The sequence below is a fragment of the Virgibacillus sediminis genome (genome assembly GCF_042643265.1).
GTDB lineage: Bacteria > Bacillota > Bacilli > Bacillales > Amphibacillaceae > Virgibacillus_O > Virgibacillus_O sediminis.
In genome coordinates, this window is the sequence record NZ_JBHRRZ010000009.1 from 28,289 (window position 1) to 50,675 (window position 22,387).

Annotated in this window: 14 protein-coding genes; 11 read left to right on the top strand and 3 right to left on the bottom strand. The window is 44.0% G+C overall.

Translation table 11 applies throughout. From position 1 onward, the window contains the following. Positions 1 to 183 precede the first annotated feature (183 nt). The 3 genes from ACFODW_RS04925 (at position 184) to ACFODW_RS04935 (ending at position 5,522) form a co-directional block, all read left to right on the top strand. Positions 184 to 3,489 (top strand): S8 family serine peptidase, encoded by a 3,306-nt coding sequence (locus ACFODW_RS04925; RefSeq protein ID WP_390303853.1) that lies wholly within the window; start codon positions 184 to 186, stop codon positions 3,487 to 3,489. 129 nt (positions 3,490 to 3,618) lie between these two features. Next, a complete protein-coding gene (locus tag ACFODW_RS04930; protein ID WP_390303856.1) occupies positions 3,619 to 5,283 on the top strand; it encodes a helix-hairpin-helix domain-containing protein in 1,665 nt (554 codons plus the stop codon). An 11-nt stretch (positions 5,284 to 5,294) separates the two neighbouring features. Then, entirely contained in the window at positions 5,295 to 5,522 is a 228-nt protein-coding gene (locus ACFODW_RS04935; RefSeq protein WP_390303859.1) for a DUF3006 domain-containing protein, read from the top strand. Positions 5,523 to 5,584: 62 nt separating this feature from the next. Here the strand turns inward: ACFODW_RS04935 and ACFODW_RS04940 are convergent, their stop codons facing one another. Together ACFODW_RS04940 and ACFODW_RS04945 are read right to left on the bottom strand one after the other, a co-directional pair. After that, positions 5,585 to 6,613 (bottom strand): acyltransferase family protein, encoded by a 1,029-nt coding sequence (locus tag ACFODW_RS04940; protein WP_390303862.1) that lies wholly within the window; start codon positions 6,611 to 6,613, stop codon positions 5,585 to 5,587. Positions 6,614 to 6,771: 158 nt separating this feature from the next. Then, a complete protein-coding gene (locus ACFODW_RS04945) occupies positions 6,772 to 7,830 on the bottom strand; it encodes a CAP domain-containing protein (protein WP_390303865.1) in 1,059 nt (352 codons plus the stop codon). A 588-nt stretch (positions 7,831 to 8,418) separates the two neighbouring features. Here ACFODW_RS04945 and ACFODW_RS04950 point away from each other — a divergent pair. The 5 genes from ACFODW_RS04950 (at position 8,419) to ACFODW_RS04970 (ending at position 16,442) form a co-directional block, all read left to right on the top strand. Then, a complete protein-coding gene (locus ACFODW_RS04950) occupies positions 8,419 to 9,807 on the top strand; it encodes an S-layer homology domain-containing protein (protein ID WP_390303868.1) in 1,389 nt (462 codons plus the stop codon). A 26-nt stretch (positions 9,808 to 9,833) separates the two neighbouring features. After that, positions 9,834 to 11,981, top strand: a complete 2,148-nt coding sequence (locus ACFODW_RS04955; protein WP_390303871.1) for a S8 family peptidase — start codon at positions 9,834 to 9,836, stop codon at positions 11,979 to 11,981. A gap of 59 nt (positions 11,982 to 12,040) precedes the next feature. Then, complete coding sequence (locus ACFODW_RS04960) at positions 12,041 to 13,822, top strand: SH3 domain-containing protein (protein WP_390303874.1); 1,782 nt, start codon at positions 12,041 to 12,043, stop codon at positions 13,820 to 13,822. 95 nt (positions 13,823 to 13,917) lie between these two features. Then, complete coding sequence (locus tag ACFODW_RS04965) at positions 13,918 to 14,994, top strand: acyltransferase (RefSeq protein WP_390303877.1); 1,077 nt, start codon at positions 13,918 to 13,920, stop codon at positions 14,992 to 14,994. A gap of 95 nt (positions 14,995 to 15,089) precedes the next feature. Beyond that, entirely contained in the window at positions 15,090 to 16,442 is a 1,353-nt protein-coding gene (locus tag ACFODW_RS04970) for an oligosaccharide repeat unit polymerase (RefSeq protein WP_390303880.1), read from the top strand. Positions 16,443 to 16,918: 476 nt separating this feature from the next. Here the strand turns inward: ACFODW_RS04970 and ACFODW_RS04975 are convergent, their stop codons facing one another. Then, complete coding sequence (locus ACFODW_RS04975) at positions 16,919 to 18,961, bottom strand: S-layer homology domain-containing protein (protein WP_390303882.1); 2,043 nt, start codon at positions 18,959 to 18,961, stop codon at positions 16,919 to 16,921. Positions 18,962 to 19,908: 947 nt separating this feature from the next. Between ACFODW_RS04975 and ACFODW_RS04980 the strand changes: the two genes are divergently transcribed. From ACFODW_RS04980 to ACFODW_RS04990, 3 genes are all read left to right on the top strand, one after another. Continuing rightward, positions 19,909 to 20,673: a YveK family protein gene (locus ACFODW_RS04980; RefSeq protein WP_390303884.1), complete on the top strand. Its 765-nt coding sequence runs from the start codon at positions 19,909 to 19,911 to the stop codon at positions 20,671 to 20,673. Continuing rightward, positions 20,651 to 21,346 (top strand): CpsD/CapB family tyrosine-protein kinase, encoded by a 696-nt coding sequence (locus ACFODW_RS04985; RefSeq protein ID WP_390303886.1) that lies wholly within the window; start codon positions 20,651 to 20,653, stop codon positions 21,344 to 21,346. The genes ACFODW_RS04980 and ACFODW_RS04985 overlap by 23 nt, the downstream gene beginning before the upstream one ends. Before the next feature lie 229 nt (positions 21,347 to 21,575). Next, entirely contained in the window at positions 21,576 to 22,340 is a 765-nt protein-coding gene (locus tag ACFODW_RS04990; RefSeq protein WP_390303888.1) for a tyrosine-protein phosphatase, read from the top strand. Positions 22,341 to 22,387 lie beyond the last annotated feature (47 nt).

Genomic DNA, 22,387 nt, shown 5'->3' on the forward strand with positions numbered 1-22,387 from the left:
ATCCTTCATTGCTCTTACGAGAAGGAAAACCCTATAAAACATCAGCCTGACAGGGAATCTCTATGGAAAACTAGTTTTTTCATCTAGCAAAATCTGCCGGATTCTGTCAGGTTATCTTTATGATTAACTAGCTGACTATGGTATAATTTTCCACAAATCATCTATGAAAAAGGAGAGGATGTTTTGGGTACCAGAGATTGGAAGAATGTTGGAGTGATTTTTGCCATTATTCTATTACTCTTTCAACCCGTTGCTGGCGTATATGCCACAGCAGAGGTAGATAACGGAATGGACAGGATCAAAGACCAGCAGCAAAAGGCGCCCGAAAGCCCGATTTCAGACACAGACAAAGAAAAAATGAAAGATGTGATGCGGGACGCGGAAAAAAAGATGCGGATCCTGCAATCAAGTGGGGAAAACGAGAAAGGAAGTCTTGAGAGCTTCCGTAAACACTATATAAAGAAAGAAGAAGGGGACAGGCAGCTCCAGAGCGCGAAATCTGTCGACCTGTCGGAGGTGAGTGACAGGGGAGTCATCCTCCATATGGAAGACGGCAGCAGACCGAACACGAGCAGCCATCCCATTGACTTGAAAGATGTACCGGAGCATCTAGAGCAGCAGAATATATATTTGGCGAGGGTTCAGGATGAGGCTGATTACAACCAGGTGCTAAAAGCCCTGAAGCAGGACGAGGGTGTTCTGACGGCTGAGCCTGATTACATCCTGGAAACTTCCTATACGCCGAGTGATCCATACTACAACCAGCAATGGCATCTCCCGGCCATCAATATGGAGCGGGCCTGGGATGTGGAACGGGGATCCGCGGATGTAACTGTGGCTGTGCTGGACTCGGGGGTGAATGCCGGACATCCTGATCTGCAGGGAAGGGTTCTTCCCGGATATGACTTTGTAAATGAGGACAGCGACCCTTCAGATGATCATGGACACGGCACAATGGTTGCCGGGGTCATAGCGGCCAATGTCAACCAAACAGGATCTGCAGGGATGGATATGCATGCGGATATCCTGCCTGTCAAGGTCGCCAATGACCTTGGCCATGTTTCATCCCTCGACTCAGTTGCCGGCATCTATTATGCTATCGAGCAGGGAGTCGATGTCATCAATATGAGCTATGGTGGCTACCAGTTCCATAAAGCTTCCCGCGATGCACTCTGGGAGGCGTACCAGCAGGGAATCTTGGTTATTGCCGCAGCCGGCAATGACGGGATCAGCGACCCATCCTACCCGGCTTCCTATGAGTTTGTCATCAGTGTAGCAGCAACCAATGAAGCGGGCAATCCGGCAAGCTTCTCTAATTTTGGCAACATGATTGATATCGCTGCGCCAGGGACCAACATCATCAGTCCAAACCATCTAAATACTTACAGCTCGGCGAATGGCACATCATTCTCTGCTCCGGTGGTCAGTGGAGTAGCGAGCCTGTTGAAAGCAAGGAATCCCGGCTGGGAGCCGTGGGAAATCGAATGGGCCTTGGAAAGTGAGGCAGTTCCAACCGGACAAGCGGAATGGGAGAACAGGAAAGGGTATGGAAGAGTGGATGCTTATGAATCTCTGACAGCAAGTCTTCCCTCCTTGAGCGGGGACGTTTCCAATGAGAGAAGTGGAGCACGCCAGCTGAACTCGGGCGAGGCGGTGACGGAACTTATGGATATGCCGCAGGATACCGACTGGTATTCTTTTGACATCGGTCAAACCGCTTCTGTCACCTTGGATCTAACCGTAGAGGCAAACCATCAAGATTTGGTGGGAGTGGTTTATAAGTATAATGGAGATACGGTGACAGATCAGCAGGTGATCGATGACGGGGCAATGGGAGACAGCGAGCAATTGACCTTCACCACAGACCCGGGAACCTATTATTTGGCAGTCTATGATTATAATAACCATTGGTCGGAGACCCCTTATAAGGTACAAGCCGACATTGACACTTCCATCAGTGAGGAAGATTATGATATCTGGGAAGTGGAGCCGAATGACCAAGTCGCAGATGCGACGACTTTGCCATATGAGATGATAGGGGCAGGGGCCTTCCAGACTGCAGACGATCTGGACATATATGAAGTGGAGCTTCCATACTGGGGAGATATCCTCCTGTCGGCTGCAGCCGACAGTAATGCCGTGAGGAATGATCCATCAGCCATTTTGCTGGATGAAGATGGAAATGTGATCCACGAATCACAGGTATATCAAGAAGTTGACAATGATTTGAAGATCAATTCGGTCAGCTATGACAACATAGAGCCGGGAACCTATTATATTGTAGCAGCCAATATGCAGAATTACGCAGTAGACAGGCCGTACTTGATTGATATCAGTTATATTGGCGAAGTATATGGAGAAGTTGCAATACCACAGGCTTCCCTGGAAAGCGGAACATACACAGGCGACATTGAGGTAGAGTTGACCGCCGAGGATGGAACGAATGTCATCTACACCCTGGATGGCACGGAGCCGGGCCCGCAAAACGGCCGGCAGTATACAGGACCGATAACTATGAAGGAAGACACTACCCTTAAAGCCGTCGCCGTTGTGGATGGGCGAATCAGTAAAACGGCAGAATTTAACTATATCATTGAACAGGTAAATCTAGCACCACCGACAGCCAATATCTCTTCAGGGGAAGAGTTCAATGAGCCATTTGAACTGGAACTTACCAGCAATCTGCCGGACGCCAATATCATTTACACGGTTGATGGCACGGAACCAACACCAAGCCATGGAGTGCTTTACGAGGGGCCTATTACTATTGAGGAAACTACGGAAGTAAAGGCTATTTCGGTCCTTGGCAGCATGGTCAGTGATGTAAGCAGCTTTATATACTATTATGTGCCCGCAGCAGAGGAGCCTGTAACGGAGGAACCGGAAGAGCCGTCGCCAAGTGAACCGGAGGAACCTGTAGCAGAGGAACCGGAAGAGCCGGCACCAAATGTACCAGCGGAACCTGTGATTACAAAATTCCCTGATGTCAATCGGTATGAGCAGGAGATCGGATATCTGGCTGGATTGGGGATTATCCGGGGCTATCGGGACGGCACTTTCCGTCCGGAACAAAATGTGAACCGGCTGCAGGCTGTACAGATGATTCTCCAGGAGATGGATATTGATGTGGAAAATTATGATGCACCGGATCCTGGATTCACGGATGTCCGTCCTGGCTCTTATGGATATGAGTATATAGCCGCCGCTGTCGAAATAGGCTTTATCAAAGGGAAGCAGAATAACACCTTCGATAAGGGAGGATCCTTGACCCGAGGACAAATGGCGGCCATCCTGACAAATGCCTATAATTTGGAGGCTCAGGGGACTGTAAACTTTACGGATGTCCACCAAGGGCATTGGGCATATGATGTGGTGAACGCCCTTGTCTCAAATGGAATTGCCAGAGGGTATACGGACAATACCTTCCGTCCGGGTACACCTGTCAGCAGGCAACATTTCTCTGTGTTCCTCTATAATTATTTACAATAATTACAAGAAACTGGAAGCTGCAGATGGGCAATAGCTAGTGATATGATAGAGAAGGGAAAAGGAAGAAGTTGGAGAAATCTTGCTCCAGCTTCTTTCTGCATATCTACCAATCTTAGAGGAGGAAACCGAATGTGGAAAAAATTCAGCGTTGCATTGACAGCGCTAACCCTGATGGCAGGCACCTTCCTGCCATCAAAAGCGGCAGCGGAAGAGCTTTTTATTGATGTTGACCGCAATGATTCCCATTACCCAGGGATCTTCACCCTGGTGGATATGGAAACGATCAGCGGGTACCCGACCGATGATGGCAGGAAGGAGTATCGTCCGAATGGGGATATAAGCCGGACCCATACCGCCGTACTGTTCAGTGAGGCATTGAAACTCGGGCAGCCTGCTGATTTGTCCGGAGCGTTGGCGAATTTCTCGGACATAGATGAAGGTCATCTATATGCAGAGCAAATTGCCAATACGTATGAAGCAGAAATCTTCAAAGGGAGTCAAGGCAGGTTCAATGAAGGACCCATCAACAGGGAGCAAATGGCCACCGTATTGGTGAATGCCTTCGACCTGACGGATAGCGGAGCATATACGCCGGTGTATCTTGACAATGTTTCTCCGTCCCACAAAGAAAATGTCAAAGTTCTCGCACAGCATGGCATCACCAATCAACTGGACGATTTCCGTCCGAAGGAAACCGTAACCCGTGGGCAGTTTGCGACCTTCTTGTTTGAAACGATGAAAGCTGCCGGGCATATTGCAGATAATGGTGAGACAGAGGCGCATTTCATCGATGTAGGACAGGGGGACAGTACCCTAGTCATTAGCCCGACCGGTCATACCATGCTGATTGACGGAGGCAAACGCTCTGCAGGTGATGAAGTAGTTGCCTACCTGCAGGAACAGGGCATTGACACAATCGACCTGCTGGTGGCTACCCACCCGGATGCCGACCATATCGGCGGCCTGATTGATGTATTGGAGCAGATCCAAGTAAATCAGGTGCTCGACAGTGGAACACCGCATACAACCCAGACATATATGGATTATCTTACTCTCATTGAGGAAAAAAACATACCATTCCAAGTGGCATGGACAGGGCAGACGATTCCATTTGATGAAAACTTGGATTTACAAGTGCTTAATTCCTCCGAAGACAGCAGTGATTCAAATGAATCATCTATCGTTCTCAAACTCAGCCATGGATCAGTGGATATGATGCTCACCGGGGATGCCGATGATGATGCAGAACAGAGAATGGTTGATAAGTTCGATGTGGAAGCAGAAATTCTGAAGGTCGGCCACCATGGTTCATACACGTCGACGTCCAGTTCGTTCCTATTAGAAGTAGATCCGGAAATCGGAGTGCTTTCCTATGGAGAGAACAGCTATGGACACCCGGATGCTGATGTAGTGAACCGTCTATGGGATTATGGGACAGACCTCTACTCCACCTGTGATTCCGACGATATTGTGGTAGACACCAACGGCAATTATTTCACGGTGAATGCAGAAGAGTATAATGGACAGGATGATTGTTCAGCTATCGGCAGCGGAGACGAGCTAGAGCCTCAACCTGAACCACAGCCTGAGCCAGGACCGGACTATCCAATCAACGTGAACACTGCAGGCTATGAGGAGCTCCAGCTGATTAACGGTGTCGGCCCGACGATTGCAGAAAATATCATTAACTACCGCGAAGCGAATGGGCCGTTCCAGTCCATTGAGGAACTGGAAAATGTCAGCTATATCGGCCCGGCCACTCTCGAAGAAATTCGCCCATATATTACGCTGTAGGATGTGATTCATTGGCAATATTTACCATAGACCGTATTGAAGGGAACAAAGCAGTCCTTCTCCTAAGGGACGATGAAAGACAAGAAAAAGATGTCCCACTTTCAAGGCTTCCAATGGGTGTAAAGCAGGGGGATATGGTACAGAAAACAGAAAATGGGTTCATCCTTTTAGAAGAAGAAACCAAGGCGGCTAGACAAAAAGCCCAGGATTTACTGGATAAATTGAAGAAGAGACATTGAATGAAGAAGCCCGTTCCGAATATTTGGAACGGGCTTTTAGTATGATAGATTTCGAGGAAGTCCTAGCTGGCTTTCAATTCTTTTGTTGCCGCCGGAAATTTTCTTTTTGTTTTGCCGACGATATATTCACCGAAGGGCAGCAGGGAAATCAATTTGATTAGAACGAGGGTAATAGTAAATGACAAGAAGAATAAACCAAGAATAGCCGTCGTAATGCCAGGAAAGATTTCGGTCATATATGGGTAGATCAATTGCTGTACCTGCCAATGGATTAAATAAATTCCCAGTGAATAATTGCTAATCAGATTGACAATCTTCAGATTTGGAAACAGTTGTCCCCAGGCTATCACTGCCAAACAAATGGAAATAACGAACGGAAGGAGGTCAGTTCTTCTGGAACTAAGGACGATATACCCAGATTCATAGGACGCCACGATAAGATAGGCACTAAAGAAAACAAAGACAAGGGTGAGCCATTTGTACTCCCGCAAGAATTCTTTTACTTGGTCATAATGTTTTCCGATCAGGAAAGCAGTCGTGAAATAGCCGAACCAGGCGGTAAACGGAAGACGCAATTCAGCGTGGTATTCCACAAAGAAGGATATACCGCTGTTCAATAAGGAAAGGTGAATCATCATGACAAGGATACTAATTGGCAGTAGTTTCTTAACTGACCATTGGAACCGGACAATCAGGTAATGGAGAACATAGAATTGAAAGATGATCAGAATAAAATATCCTTGGAAATTGCCAAGGAGGTTGTCCAATACATTTCCACCTATGTCGTAATCCCATCCTTGTTTGTAAGCCTGAACCAGTACATCGATGATAGCAAACACAATAAACGGGCCGAATATATATTTAGCCCGTTTGCGGAAAAAGCCGTCGGGTATGCGGTTATGATACTTATTCGCCAGAATGATTTCTGATAAGACGACAAAAGCCGGTGTGGCATATACGAGAAGCACCCGATACTGACTGATATCCTGGAATATATCGCTGCCAAGTATATATTTTATATGAGTGGTGCTATGCAGAAAAACGATAGTCAGGCAGGCAATTGCCCGCAGTAAATTCCATTCTTTTACCATTTTCATATCCTTCTTTTCTTAAGGTTAAATAAGTAGTAATCATACCATACGTGAAATAATTGAACAATTAGGCTTTATATGGTAATTATTACCGAAAGCTGATGATCAATTTTAAACTTCATAACAAAAGGCTGACGGGTTTTCCGTCAGCCTTTTGTTTATCGTTGTTTAGTAAACAATTGGACTTGATAACTTCCATAGTTGCCGCCGTGATAAACCCCGACACCGATATGGGTGTAGGCCGGATTCATGATGTTCTGCCGGTGGCCTGGACTGTTCATCCAGCGCTCCATCACCTCTTCAGCGATGGTTCTGCCTGCCGCAATATTCTCACCGGCGCTAGTGTACTCGATTCCTCCGGCTGTCAATAGATCAAATGGGGTGCCGAGAGTCGGCGAGACATGGTCGAAGTAGTCATTGTCCGCCATATCCTTGGCCTTGATCAATGCCAGGTTATCCATGTCTGTATCTGGTGTAAGCGGGGCCAGTCCTTCCTCAGTCCTCTTCTCATTCACCAGATCGGTGATTTCCATCATCATTGCCATGTCTCCATCAGGAGGAGTTGGCAGCCCGGGATAAGGAGGCTGGGGCTCTGCTGCCCGCTCGGTATTGATAGTTTTATACAGGAACGTTGCGAACTGGCCTCTGGTGAGATATTCTCCCGGGCGAAAATTATCCAACTGATTGGTGATACCATATTGGGCGAGGATGGCCACATTATACTGGTGGGACGGAGACACATTGCCAAGATAGATTGGTGCTTGGCTGCCATTATCCTCCAGTTCATAGGCGTTCACCAGAACGGTTGCCATCTGTTCCCGGGTGATGGGTCCTTCATTGAATATGCCATTGTTTCCTTGGAATATGTTTGCTTCATAGGTGCTGCCGATTTGTTCGGCATATGGGTGATATGTGTCGATGTCCTGAAAGTTTTGCAGCGATTTTTCCAGATTATCCGGCGGCGGAAGATTCAATGCTTCTGAAAGCATGACTGCTACATGGGTACGGCTGATTTTGGCATAAGGCTTAAATTCAAATTTACCGTCAGGTAGGGGGTACCCTTGGATGATACCGATTTCTGCCAGCTCCTCGATCCCTTCATGGTGGGAATTATCTTCTCCCACATCTACAAATGTGGCCGTAACATTTGCCAGCATCGGGGATGCGGATGTCAAAAAAGTAAATAATGCAATAAAAGCAATCATAAGTATACGCAAGTTGGCGCACTCCCTTTTTCAGTATTTTGGTTATGTCTCATCTTCTTTCCATACCCTCACCGGCCGCCGGGAAAACCTTTTCCTTCCAACAAAGGCAGAAGTGACCCGTTGGCGGGGTGAGAGCCAGTCGTGCCATGGCTGCTCGCACTAGGGCGACCCCAGCTTAGCTTCCTAAACAATGAAAAAGCCCCCATATCGATAAGGAGGCTTTTAGGCATATATGCCGTTGATCAACTGCCTGGCTCTGACAGTGATTCCGATTCATTGAGTACGTTTGACAATTTCCGGTAGTTGGTGGAACAGAGCTGAGGGAGACACCGTACTCATCTGCGATCTGCTTCTATGGACGCGGGATTAGCAAGTGACGCTTTTGCATAGGTTTGACAGATTGCTTGCGGGGCCCGAGTGGGAGACCGCCCGGCCCGAGTGATTGCAGAAATAGCCAGAGTAGGCCTTTTCGCCCTTGTTCATGATTCTCTATTAATCTCTTTATTGGATCTAACTGGTAGGCCCGATAATTTTAGGAAAAAACCTTATCAACCCATAGAAAAGCTAGTATAATATAGCTAGCTTACTAGGAGGGTTACAATGAAGAAAGTTTGGATGCTATTACTAATGGTACTGGTATGCGGAGGAGTGGCCCTTCCGGCGACAGCTGCCGAGGAAGACGGCAACCTGACGATACCGGAAGTGAAGAAGATGATCGCCGAAGAAGCGAGGGAACAAGGAATTCCCCCGGAAATACTGAAGGCGGTTGCTGCAGTGGAAAATGGTTATAGGCAATTTGAGGAGGACGGCAGCCCAGTCATTTCCCCTGACGGAGGGATTGGTGTCATGCAGGTGACTCCGGAAAATGTTGATATTCCATTGGACGAGGACAAGCTTCGGACAGACATCGAGTATAATATTGAGATTGGTGCTGCTGTCCTCAACAATAAATGGGAGCTTTCTTATCTTCCTGACATGAACGGAGGAGAACGGGAGGTTCTGGAGAATTGGTATTTTGCAGTAATGGCCTATAACGGTCTGTCCGCTGCAAACGATCCAGAGATCAATCCGGGAGAAACCTATCCGGAAAAGGTCTATGAACGGATCGAGAACTTTGCCTTGATCGGTTTGGAAGGATATTTCAAATTCCCTGAGTTCGCTATCCGTTATGAGGAAGGGAATGAAGTGATGTTTTTCCCCGAGGAAGCACATTATGAAACGGAAACCATTACTCCTTCCCAGCAGATGTACGTAACGGGAGATATTGTCTATACAGACGAGAGGGACGGCAGTCTTAATATGCGTGACAGCTCCCTGGGACTGGTGACGGATATCTGGCCGTACACTCCGTTAACTATAACGGGCGAAACACTTGAAACGGATAACCCGTTCAATGATTATGTGTATTACAAAGTAGAAGGAGTCGAAGTACAAGGTTATGTGGCTTCTGCCTATCTCAATCAAGGTACGGAAGACTTGATATATGAGGACCCCGTAGATGACCAGCGGGCGGCTGCATTGGCTTTTTCTTCACTGCATGATTATCTCCAGGGCTACCCGGATGGAAGGTTCGGTTCCCATGAACAGTTGACCCGGCACCATGCGGCCGTAATCCTAGACAATATCCTGTCCCTTGAGACACCTGCCGATTATGAGATTCAGGCAGATGACGTAACGACAGGAGGTATTTATTACGAGCAGCTCCGCCGTACAGAATACCACGGACTGCTTGGCGGCGGCGGGAAGCTGCGGCCTACGGAGAATTTTACCCGGTCACAGATGGCCCAAGTAATGGTAGAAGCTTTTCCGGAGCAGTATGAAGAGCCGGTCCCGCATACCTTTCAGGATCAGGAGGTCATTTGGAATCCGGAAGCGGTCAACACCATCTATACCAATGGAATTACGGTAGCAGATCCATTTCGGCCGAATCAGGACATAACTAGGTCTCAATTCGCCATCTTCATTTATAGAACCTTGGTGGATATGTAAGGGCATGATTTAAAAAATGGAAGTAGGTGAAGACCATAGAAAAGAAAATCTATTCAGCGGGTTGTGTCCTATTTCTAACATTGTCCTTGACCATACCCGCTATTGGGGAAGCAGAGAAAGCATCGGATGAAACGTTCTCGCTAAGAGATGATCTTCCAGGCCTGTCAGAGAAGCAGGGGCTTTCAGGGGAGGATTCTCCTCATTGGATACACGGTATGGAAGGGGAAACGGAAATTTATGACCGGAGAATCATTGTGAGAGAAAAAGACGGAAGTACGTTTTCTACGGAAGGGCTCGGGGTACTAGAAATCTATGACGCCCTGCCAGCAGATTTTCCTTATCAAATAGTGCGTGTGCCGGAGGCTGCTGATTTTCAGGAGAAATTGATGGAAATCAGGGAGGATGAACAAGTAGAAAACGCCGAGCCGGATTACATCAGGGAAACTTACTTCCAGCCAGAGGACGCGAAATATACTAGTCAATGGTATTTGGATCAACTCCACCTACCCGATGCCTGGGATATTACCAGGGGTTCGGAGGATGTGGTCATTGCTGTGCTGGACAGCGGGGTGAAGGCCGACCACCCCGATTTGGAAGGTAGAGTGCTTCCCGGATATGACTTTGTTAATGAGGACGAAAATCCAGATGATGATCATGGCCATGGAACGTTCGTAGCCGGAATCATTGGCGCAAACGCTAATCCAGACGGGATAGCCGGCCTGGACCATCATGCTAAAATCCTGCCGATAAAAATTGCCAACAGCCGTGGTGAATCTACTGTATCCAATACCGTGTCAGCCATCTATTACGCTATGGAGCAGGATGCAGATATCCTCAATATGAGCTATGGTTCCTACCAGTTAAGCCATATGGAGCAGGAAGCGATACGGGATGCTTATGAATCTGGCATCCTTCTCGTTGCCTCAGCCGGGAATGACAATACGTATGAACACTCCTATCCCGCTTCCTATCCGGGGGTCATAAGTGTAGGATCTACAGACCGTGAAGGTTACTTATCGACATTTTCGAATTATGGATACTTCCTGGACCTCACTGCACCGGGGGAGGAGATTTACAGCACCTTTTTAAATGGTTATTCGATTGATAATGGGACTTCCTTTTCAGCTCCATTGATCAGCGGCTTGGCAGCCCTCCTGAAGTCTGCCAGGCCGGAGTGGACGAATAACCAGATCCAATGGGCGCTGGAAAAAAGTGCCGCAAGTGAAACGCCGGGCGAATGGGATCCTTATAAAGGGTATGGCAGAGCAGATGCCTATGCAGCACTTACGACTGATTTGCCGGACAGGGAAGAGGCACCGGATCAAAGAAGCGCGGCACAGGAAGTACAGGCCGGAGAAGCGGTTGATGAGCGAATGGATGGGCCGATGGATACGGATTGGTTCCATATCAAAGTGGAGAAAGGCTCCCATGTCTCCATCCTGTTAAGCGATCCGCCGTCCTATCTCGACTTAGTGCTTGGCCTGTACGATAACGAAGGGCTTGTTGAAATGGCGGACAAACAGGAGATGGGGGAAGGGGAAGAAATCACCTTTACCGCTGATCAGACGAAAGACTATTACATTGGTATTCTTGATTACTATAATCATTGGTCAGAGGAAAAATACGAGCTGCTGATTGATGTGGAAAAAGAGATATTTTCTGATGTATCGCACTATGTGAAGGAAATCAATTATTTGGCGGAACATGGGATCATCCATGGCTTTCCAGATAAGACATTCAAACCTAAACAGGGTGTAACAAGGCTTCAGGCTGTACAGATGATCCTGCAAGAAAAAGGAGTGGATTTGGAGGCATCCAAGGCACCAGATCCGGGTTTTAAAGATATGCCTGCCGGAGTTTACGGCTATGAAGCTGTAGCTAAAGCGGCCGAACTCGGCATCATCCGCGGAAAGCAGGATGGGACGTTCAATCCCAGCGGGATCTTAACCCGTTGGCAGATGGCGGCGATATTGACCGCTGCCTATGAGCTGGAAGGAACCTATGAAGGAGCTTTCAGAGATGTCCCTGAGGGGCATTATGCCTATGGTGTGGTACAGGCCATTGCTGCTAACGGTATTGCACGGGGATATGAAGACGGGACGTTCAAGCCAACAAGGAACATAAGCAGGGAACACTTCTCGGTGTTTCTCTACAATTATCTTTCGGGAAGATAATTCCTTTTCCCGGTTTCTATCGGGTCAACCATAATTATCAGCAACTAGGAGGACAAAAAGTGAAAAAAGGTATCTTTGTTAACAGGATCACCGTATTTTTAGTACTTATCAGTGTTATCTTCGCCATTCCGCTTACCACTGCCGCCCAATATTCCGTCAGCTTCACAGACGTGAAGGAAGGAAACTCCCATTATACTGCTATTATGGAGCTGGCGGAAGCCGATATTATTTCCGGCTATACCAACGGCGAATTTGGAGTAAATGATAAACTGCAGCGAAGCCATGCTGCTGTACTGCTATTCAACGCGCTTGGCTTGGTTGCTCCGGTAAATGAGGAAGAAATCCTCGCGAAGCATTATGATGATATCAGTCCGAACTACCTTTATTCCGGCCAGATTGCAGCAGTGACTCCTGATATTTTCAAAGGAAGCAACCGCATGTTCAATGCGGAAAAACTGATTACGAGGGAGCAGATGGCAACAACACTCGTCAACGCTTTTAAACTGGAGGATGACGGGACAGATCCGGGAGTCAACCTATCCAACGTCGGAACCTCCCATAAACAGAATGTCAAAATACTGGCACAGCACGGGATTACCAACCAGCTGGATGATTTCCGCCCTAAAGAATCTGTGACACGGGGCCAGTTCGCATCGTTCCTCTATCAAACTATCAAAGAGGATGCATCTGTCATTACAGCCAATCAATATGATATCGATTTTGAAAGATTGATTGAAATCCAGTCCAGGGTAAACCCGAAAGTTGACGGGGCTGGAAGATTTGAAGCCAGTAAGGAGCTGGTTGCCTATTATGCCAACTCTCATAACTTCGAAGTGGATTCCCCGGAATTCATGCAGTTCTTGCTTCTTTCCGAGCCGGCTGGCCTGGATGCGGATGAATTGAATGAAAAGGTCCTGAAAGGGAAAGGGACATTGGAAGGAACCGGCGAAGCCTTCATTGAAGCGGCACAACGGTTCAATATCAATGAAGTCTACCTGATTGCCCATGCGCTGCATGAAACAGGAAACGGGACTTCTGCTTTAGCGTCCGGTATTACAGTGAACGGCAAGAAGACGTATAACATGTACGGAATCGGAGCATACGACGAATGTCCGCAGACCTGCGGCTCCCAGCGTGCCTATGATGAAGGCTGGTTTACACCGGAAGATGCAATCATCGGTGGGGCCCGCTTTATCGGGAATAACTATATCAATCAAGGGCAGGATACCCTTTACAAGATGCGTTGGAACCCTGATAATCCAGGGACTCACCAATATGCTACACATGTGAGCTGGGCAGTGAATCAGACGTATAGGATACAGAACATCTATAATCTCCTAGATACGTATGTGTTGGTATTTGATGTACCGGTATTCCAGAATCAGCCAGAATATTCACCGAAACCAACTGGAGAAGACCAGTATTCCATCGATTATTCGAAACAGGGATTGTTGTTCCGGACAACTACCACCCTTAATATGAGAAGTGCACCATCGACTGCCTATAGTATCATTACCACCCTGCCACAGGGAAAAACAGTGGAAGTCATTGGTGAAAACGGCGGCTGGTACAAGGTGAAAGCAGATAACCGACAAGGCTGGGTTTCTGGCGCCTATCTAACATCTGCCAATCTATTGGAAGTGGTTAACGTGGAAAACAGACTCTATGTCAGAGAAGAACCTACCAATAAAAGCAACAATGTCGGCTCCGTCTGGAATGGAGATACGGTGGTAGCCGAACTTGATGCCAATGGTGATTTTATTATTGAAAATAGTTACTACAAAGTCATCTTTGATGGCAAGGAAGCTTGGCTCCATGGTGATTACCTGAAAGAGATGTAAAGTGGAAAAAGCAGATGCGTAAATGTAGTGCCGCATCTGCTTTTTCTACTCTCCGATTCATCCTGAATGGGCGGCCTTGAAATGAGGGGAACAAAATGAAACGACAACATATTGATTCTATATTCTATCTGCGATTATTCGCCATGCTGATGGTAGTGCTTGTCCATGTGACAGGAACCTATCAGACAGTCCTTCCGGAAGGCAGTGATGCTTTCCAGAAATATCACTTCCTGAACCGGTTTATACGGATAGAAGCGGGGATTTTCCTCATGTTGACAGGACTTGTATTTTTCTACAACTTTTTCCGCAAAGACCTGTCACCTGCCGTGTTCCGTGATTATTATAAAAAAAGAGTTGTGTATATACTGGTCCCTTATTTGATCTGGGCACTTTTTTACGAATTCTATGCCTCATACACTATAGGAAGAGAATTGGATGTTATCGGCGTGGCTGAAAGAATTCTCCAAGGAAAGTCCTATTATCAGCTGCATTTCATTTTCCTAATTGTCCAATTCTATCTGGTTTTTCCGCTGCTGATCCTGCTGGCCAAAAAGTTCCGATGGTTCCGGCGGTATATGTGGCTAATCGGGATAGTTGTGCATCTACTGTACAACTATCTGAACACACGATTTAATTTGGTAGGATTCGGGCTGTTCCTCAATTCAATGACTCCGTACCTGTTGGGGGGATGGATTGGCATTTATTACGAGGAGCAGAAGGGAAAAATCCATAACAACTTTACTACGCTGATGTCAGGGATAGTATTCTTTGTATCTGGTACGTCGCTGGTGTATTTGAACTATCACTTATATACAGTCGGTACGTTCCATCTTGATTCCTTTTACTATACGGTAAATGAAGTTTTGTTCATTGTCACAGGGTGCTATTTCCTGTATCGCATGGCTGAGATCCTCCACATAAAGGCGGTGCCGGCAGTCAGGAAGACCGTAAAGCATGTAGCTGTCTATTCCTTCGGGTTCTATCTGATCCATCCGTTCGTGTTGAAGGAAGTCACCCGGTGGATACCTGTCCATAATAACTATTGGTTTCATGTCGAGATGGCCGCCCGTTATGCCCTGACGGTACTCCTATGCTATCTGATCATCTTGTCGTTTCACCGGTTTGTCCCGGGAGCCAGTCTTATTTTCGGTAAACTGCCAAAAAGGAAATAAATGTAGGAAGCCTCCACATTGTGGAGGCTTTTCTCTTGGAGCAAGGATTCTTGAAACTATGTGCTGCAATTGTCGCTTTCCTAAAGATAGGTTGAATGTTAAAATATACATATTCGACCTCGTTCGTACGTCTAGGTTCAGGGAAAGCGGGTTATGTAAGAATGAGAAATATAACTAGTATTTGGAAGGAATGTGATGTTTTCTCTCCTTACTTTTTTCTTCCACTAATTATAACTATTTACTTTGCCTCAAGCGTTTTTGATTTTTATCGATTCGAGTATTTTAATCTTCAGTATAATATTGCTCCTGTCATTGTGACTGGGGTGCTTAGTTACTATATCGGCGTGTATGTTGCAGACAGGTTCAACTGGAAGCTTCCTTCCTTCGGCCTTGGTTCCATGATGGGCGGCAAAACTAAATATTTCCTTTACATACTTGGCATTATCGGTTTTATTTCCTATTTGTGGATGATTGTAGATGGCCAAATCGGAATTGCCGATGAATCTATCAGGAGGAATCTGGATCCAAAATTAAAGTTTCTTAGTTCACTTCTTTGGTTTTCGGTATTAATAACCCTGTCTGATTGGTTCCTGAAGAGAAAGGCAGGAAGCAGAAAGCAAATTGTTTTTTATGCCGTCCTACTGTTCCTTTTGATGGTTCTTTTCCTAGTGTTGGGGTACAGGACCCCCATGCTCATCATTGCCTTTACCGGTTTAATCATTTATCACTATAAGGTAAAGCGACTGCCATTGAAGTGGTTGCTGGTCATTATGGCAGCACTTGCGCTTTTTTTCATTTTGTTCGGGCTGTACCGTTTTGTGACCGAAGACAGCTCCAATGAGTTTAACAGCAGGGAAGGTCCTGATACGGTACTGGAAGAGGAACAGATAGAAAGGGATCAATATTACCGGGAGAAAATGGAGGAATATCCTTATCTGATCCGTAGGCTGAACAGTGAAAGCGTGACAAGTCACATTGTGCTCAGCAAATTAATGGAATACACGGACCAGCATGGCTTCCTGTATGGAGATTTTCATCGGAGGATATTAGTTACAGTATTGCCGGGCGAGCAGACATCCCCCCGGATGTTGACGACTGAGATGGTCAACACTATAAGTATAGAAAAGGGGAAGTATATTACCCGGCCAGAACGCACAACAGTGCCGACCCTCTATGGTCAGCTCTATATCGAGTTCGGCTATCTTTCTGTCATCCTAGGCTTTTTCTTGTATGGGCTGGTTCTGATGATGCTTTATAATCAAATGAGGAGTGATAGGAAGGATGCATATTCGACGGTGGCATTCGCATTTATCACTACTATCTTCGCCTTATCCATCCACACCGGGCTGCTGGATCTTATCTTTATTTTGATGATCGGGTATACGCTGCTGTCTGCTTCATTGGAGAGAAGGTCAGAGACGCCGCATAACAGCCCCACTGCCTACTAGGCGGCAAAGAGGAATCGGTTGACTTGTAGTTCTCGCGTCTTGAAAAATACATTGCTGTAGTGTATTGGTTCAGAATCGGTTGAAAATGAAATCGAACCTACATTAACAGACCAAATCATATGCGATCTGGTCTGTTCTTTTTCTTTAGCTCTAAAATATAGGCTCTAAAATATATGTTGGGGTTTTAATAAACTTAAGCATAAAAAGCATACAGACTACTATATCCTTTACACTTGAATTGACCTGGAAACAAAAGAGGATAGGAGTGGCGTGCAATATTCTAACATGAAATTACCGAAGACCTTTGTTTGAATGGAGAATATGACCGGTTTGGTACAACATTTCTATATACAGGAGATAGTTTCAGATATAAATCGTTGATTTATATCTGAATTTCGGTATGGAAAGTGGCATGCACTTTTAAATGCCATTCCATGCATTTTTTTCGATTGCGAATACAATGAGATAGCAGTAGCTCAATAACCAAGAGCATTGGCTAAAATAACTGAAAACTGTGCCCTTGTTACATTATTATATGGTTTGAAACTGCCATCTTGATAGCCCGCTAATATCTGCTGGGAAGCTAAGTTGTTAATACTCTCTGTGTGCCACTGGCCATTCGTTACATCGTTAAAACTTACCCGTAAACTGCCTTTTTGTACGTTAAAAGCTTTATCTATTATGACTGCTATTTGCGCCCTTGTTATATAGTTATATCCTCTAAAAGTTCCGTCTTCATGTCCGCTGATTATCTCTTTTTCTTGAGCAATCGAAACCGAGTCGAAATAATAATCGCTTGATTGAACATCAGAAAAGTTTGCGCTTTTGTTTACCTTTTCATTTGGATACAATGCTTTTACAAGCATGATTGTCGCCTGTCCTCTTGTAATTTTGTCATACGGACCAAATTTCCCATTCGTATACCCATTAACAATGCCTTTTTCGCTTAAAAAATTAATTTGGTTTTCAGCCCATTGCGCATTTCCAAGGTCGCTAAATCCCGTTGTTTTCTTTATTTCGTAAGTACGTTCATCACCTGCTATAGGCATCGTAAAATTATTGCTATTCGGACCGATAACCACCTTCACGTTGTCATTTGAGGAAATGTGGATTCCTCGGGCAGAAACATAAGTGTTCAATGACGTATCCTTTTTAATAAGAGTATTTTCAGATATAGTTCCTTCATTATAATAAGATCTAACTGCAATTCCTGAAGGGATTGCATATATACTATCTTGTACATCCTGAATGGTATTCTTTGTAACCGAAAAACCCTTATTATTATGGTAGAGGTTAATTCCATTAGCAAAGCTGTTTATCAGTGTGTTTCCATCTATAATTAAGCCGCTTGTATAGGAGGCTTGGATGGCCCCAGATATATTGTTTCCCTGCTGGCCCGTATTGATTAAATAGTTGTCTTCTATAATACCACTGGAATAGGCGGTAGGAAGTCCGGAAATCACAATTCCGTAGCCCTTGCCGATTCCTTCAATTCGATTGCCCTTTGCTTGTGAATGTTGTGCTTCAAATTGTTCTACTCTTCCATCACCCGTAGCATTGACGAATGCTATCCCGACTACTGTATTGCGGATGGTATTGTTGTTAAACGTAATATTTTCTCCGCCATGCGTGTCTAATCCTTCCCATGGAACGTCTTCTATTACACTATTTGTCACCGAACTGTGTTTGCTTCGTGGATAGTCTTCCAAACTGCTTGTACTACCTTTCCTTGAAAAGAATACACCATAAGCATTATTGTTTTCCCCTGGATAAATGCCTTTTATATGGCTCTTGTCTATATGAAAGTTATTTACAGACAGTCCGCCGACTCCCGCATACCCAATATCTTGAAACCTTGTGTTTGTAACAGCAACATTTTCAGTAAATTGTGCCATGATGCCATAAAACCCAATGTCATGGATAAAGCTGTCCTCTATGATAATATTTTTTTTATAATCTGCTGCATTAGTTCCCTGAATGTTTATTCCGACTCCTTGCCTATTTACCTCTATATTTCCTGCTCCCTGTAATTCCAAGCCGTAGATTTTTACTCCATTACCGATATTTAATAACGTCCTATGCTCGGTATCATTGTAAATTTTAGAACCATAGGCGATAAGAGTGGTATTATCATGTACTTTTAAGCCATTTACTTTAAATTCACTGTCTTGGGGCAATACGACAATTTTCCCACTTCCCTGATCTAATGCATCTTGCAATCTGTTTGTTTCATCTGTACCATTTTTCGGGCTCTTGGAGACAGTTATAACCTCTAATTCACTCATATCTAATGCTGTAGGATCTAATCCGACCTTCACTTCAGCCAAGTTGTAAAGGCCATCGTCATCCGTATCCTCAAACCAGTCCTTACTCTGTGCTAGGTGTGTATCACTAGTTAATGTGCTTAGATTCCCGCTTTTGTTGTTATCTATTACTCCTGCACTAACTTCTGCTTTTGTTATCCAACATCCAAGAAATATAATAGCTGCCATAGGAATAATTACTTGTGAAAATTTCATTTATTGTTCTCCTTTACCAATTTTTAATAGTTTTATCAGTAGTAATTAGTTGTTAAGAAGCAAGACATTTGTACCATTAGAAAAATAAAAAAAGTCTCGTTTTCCGTTAAATGGCTCTAATATATCCTTTGGATGAGTACATAGCTTATTATGCCTTTAAAATAAAAAGGAAGATATCACCCAACATTCTTATTATTGATAAATAGGAATCCATTCCTATTAGGACTCAACCTGTTCGGGAATATTTTAAGTTCTCATTATGTATAGTTGGCTACAATTAAAAAATTGGGGAACACTCTTCTGTTCGTGTATACCATTCCAAAGGGGGAAAAATTGATTAGTCAGTTGTTTAGAGATGCATGTAAGATAAATTTGGATAAAAAGACACAGGAAATTAGAATCACTTATAAGGTGTGAAATATCGACTATACTAATTAATTAACATAATAATTGAATTGAGTAAATTCTACTATATTATCGGACTATATCACTAGAATTTAATACAATCCTTTCATTTAAATTTATTTTTAAGCGAGACTCTAAATAAGAACCGGAAAAAAGAGAGCCTCTATTAGTTGATTAAACCGTTATGTCAGCAACAGATTCTCAGTCCACTTTTTAACTAAAAAAACTAATTTAAGCGTAGTAGACAGTTAGTGATCTCTCTCTGGAATTTTCATTTATATTTTTTTCAAACCATTTTCAACCTAGTTGTAATGTAAAAAATAGTTAACAAACCTCGTTATTCCCTGTATCTCTAGGGATGAAGAGCTTCTCAAACCTACGACACTAAAAATTTTTAAGAAAATCGCTTGAAATATGTTACAATTCCATTTATATTGTCGAAGAGTATAAGAGTCTTAGAAAATGTGACATAAGAGACAGCATTAAATCTTTAAAAACGCTCCACCAAACATAGGGTGAAGCGAAACAATGGAGGTACAGAAATGGAAGAAACAATTTCGCTCAAAGAGATACTTCAAGTTATCAAGAAGCGCCTGTTACTCATTATGGTTTTAATGTTGGGAGCATCACTCGCAGCAGCCCTCATCAGTTATTTTGTACTGACACCCACTTATGAAAACAGCTCACAATTTATTGTGAACCAGAGCAATTCTGATCAAGCAGCACAATTCACGCAGACGGAACTTCGTACAAATGTTGAGCTTATTAATACATATAATGTAATAATTAAAAGTCCAAGAATCCTCGATACCGTAGTTGAAAAATTAAATCTAAATATGTCCAGTGGTCAATTATCTGAGAAAATTCAGGTTGCCAGTTCGGAAAATTCTCAGGTTGTCACGGTAACAGCAACAGACCCAGATCCTGCTCTTGCAACTGAAATTGCAAATACCACTGTAGAAGTATTCCAAAATGAAATTCCCGACATTATGAATGTCGATAATGTTTCCATTCTTTCAGAAGCACAATTGGCAGAGAATCCAGCACCAATAGCACCGAATCCTATTATGAACATTGCAATTGGGTTAATATTAGGTGCAATGATTGGTGTCGCATTAGCCTTCCTGCTTGAATACCTGGATAACACGATCAAAACTGAACAGGATATTGAGAAACAATTACAAATTCCTGTACTTGGCGTCATCTCGCATATTGATGACAAAGATATGCATGTGGAAAGTAAAGTCCATGCAAGTACATCTAGTACAGTAAGGAGTGAAGTAAATGGCACGCAAAAAACAATTTAAAACGAATAATAAAATGCGTCATTTGATCACTAAGTTAAGCCCACGCTCACCGATTTCGGAGCAATACCGCACAATCAGAACGAACCTTCAATTTGCATCGGTTGATGAAGAATTGCATACCATGCTTCTTACTTCAGCAGGTCCAACTGAAGGGAAATCATTGACAACTGCAAATCTTTCGGTGGTATACGCACAGCAGGGGAAACGAGTTCTCTTAATTGATGCCGATTTGCGCAAGCCGACCATCCACTATACGTTCCGGTTGGATAACTTAAAAGGGTTAAGTAATATCTTAGTAGGAGATGTATCCTTAAAAGAAGCGGTAGCAGCAAGTGATATAGAGAATCTGGATCTGATATCCAGTGGACCGATACCACCAAATCCTTCAGAATTACTCAGTTCCAAGCGAATGCAGCAAATGATTGCGGATGCACGCGAGTCCTATGATGTTATCATTTTCGATACACCACCGGTCCTTGCGGTCACAGATGCACAAATTATTTCTAACTTTGTCGATGGATCAATTCTGGTAGTCCGCAGTAAAAGTACAGAATTCGAAGCAGCACAGAAAGCCATCGAAGCATTGCAATCTGTTCAGGCAAAAATTTTAGGTACGGTGCTTAATGACCGTGGTAAAAAAGAAGCTAACTATTATTATTACTATGGTAACTAGTTTTAACTCTCTATCCGCTAAGAGGATAGAGAGTTATTTTGGTATATTTGCTAAAAACTTATTATATATATGACCTTCTGTATTAGGGTAAATAAGGGGTTCTCTTAGAGTCTTAGGCAAACGAGGAAATTATTGTAAGTTGGGTGTCGTAAGGCGTATAATTTTATATATATATTTACTTTAACCTTTCAATTAAATTCATATTATTTAACGAGAGGAAGTGCTTCGATTGATAGATATACATTCACACATATTACCTGGTGTAGATGATGGTGCAAAAACCGAAGAAGATTGCTTGGATATGGCTAGAGCTGCAGTAGCTCAAGGAGTAACAACTATTATTGCGACTCCTCATCATAAAAATGGCCAATATGAAAATGACAGACAATCGATTTTGAAACATGTTTCGATACTAAATGAAAAACTTAGAAAGGAAAATATTCCTTTGGATGTTCTGCCTGGCCAGGAAAGCCGTATCAATGGCGATATGCTTGAAGACATTGAACAGGAAAATCTTCTGCCCTTAAACAATTCCAAATATCTGTTTGTAGAATTTCCATCTGGACAGGTTCCAAGATATTCCGCACAAATGCTGTTTGATATTCAGGTGGCAGGCTTCACACCTATTATCGTACACCCTGAAAGAAACCGAGAGCTGTTTGAGAATCCCAGCAAGCTTTATGACTTTGTAAAAAAAGGCGCTTTGACCCAGATCACTGCCGCAAGTGTAATCGGAAATTTTGGCCAAAAAATTCAAAAATTCACCAATCAGTTAATCGAAGCAAATCTTACTCATTTTATTGCATCAGATGCACATAATACAACAACTCGAGGCTTCTGTATGGATGAAGCATTCCGGCATGTTGCAGACAAATATGGAAATGACTGTTATTATATGTTTACCGAAAATAGCCAGCTGCTGATTGATAATATGAATGTCAATCGATTAGAGCCTGTCGCAATCAAAAAGAAGAAGTTCCTTGGTCTGTTTTGAGATAGGTCTATACGTTAATTATGTATAGTCCTTTTTCTATAAGTGAA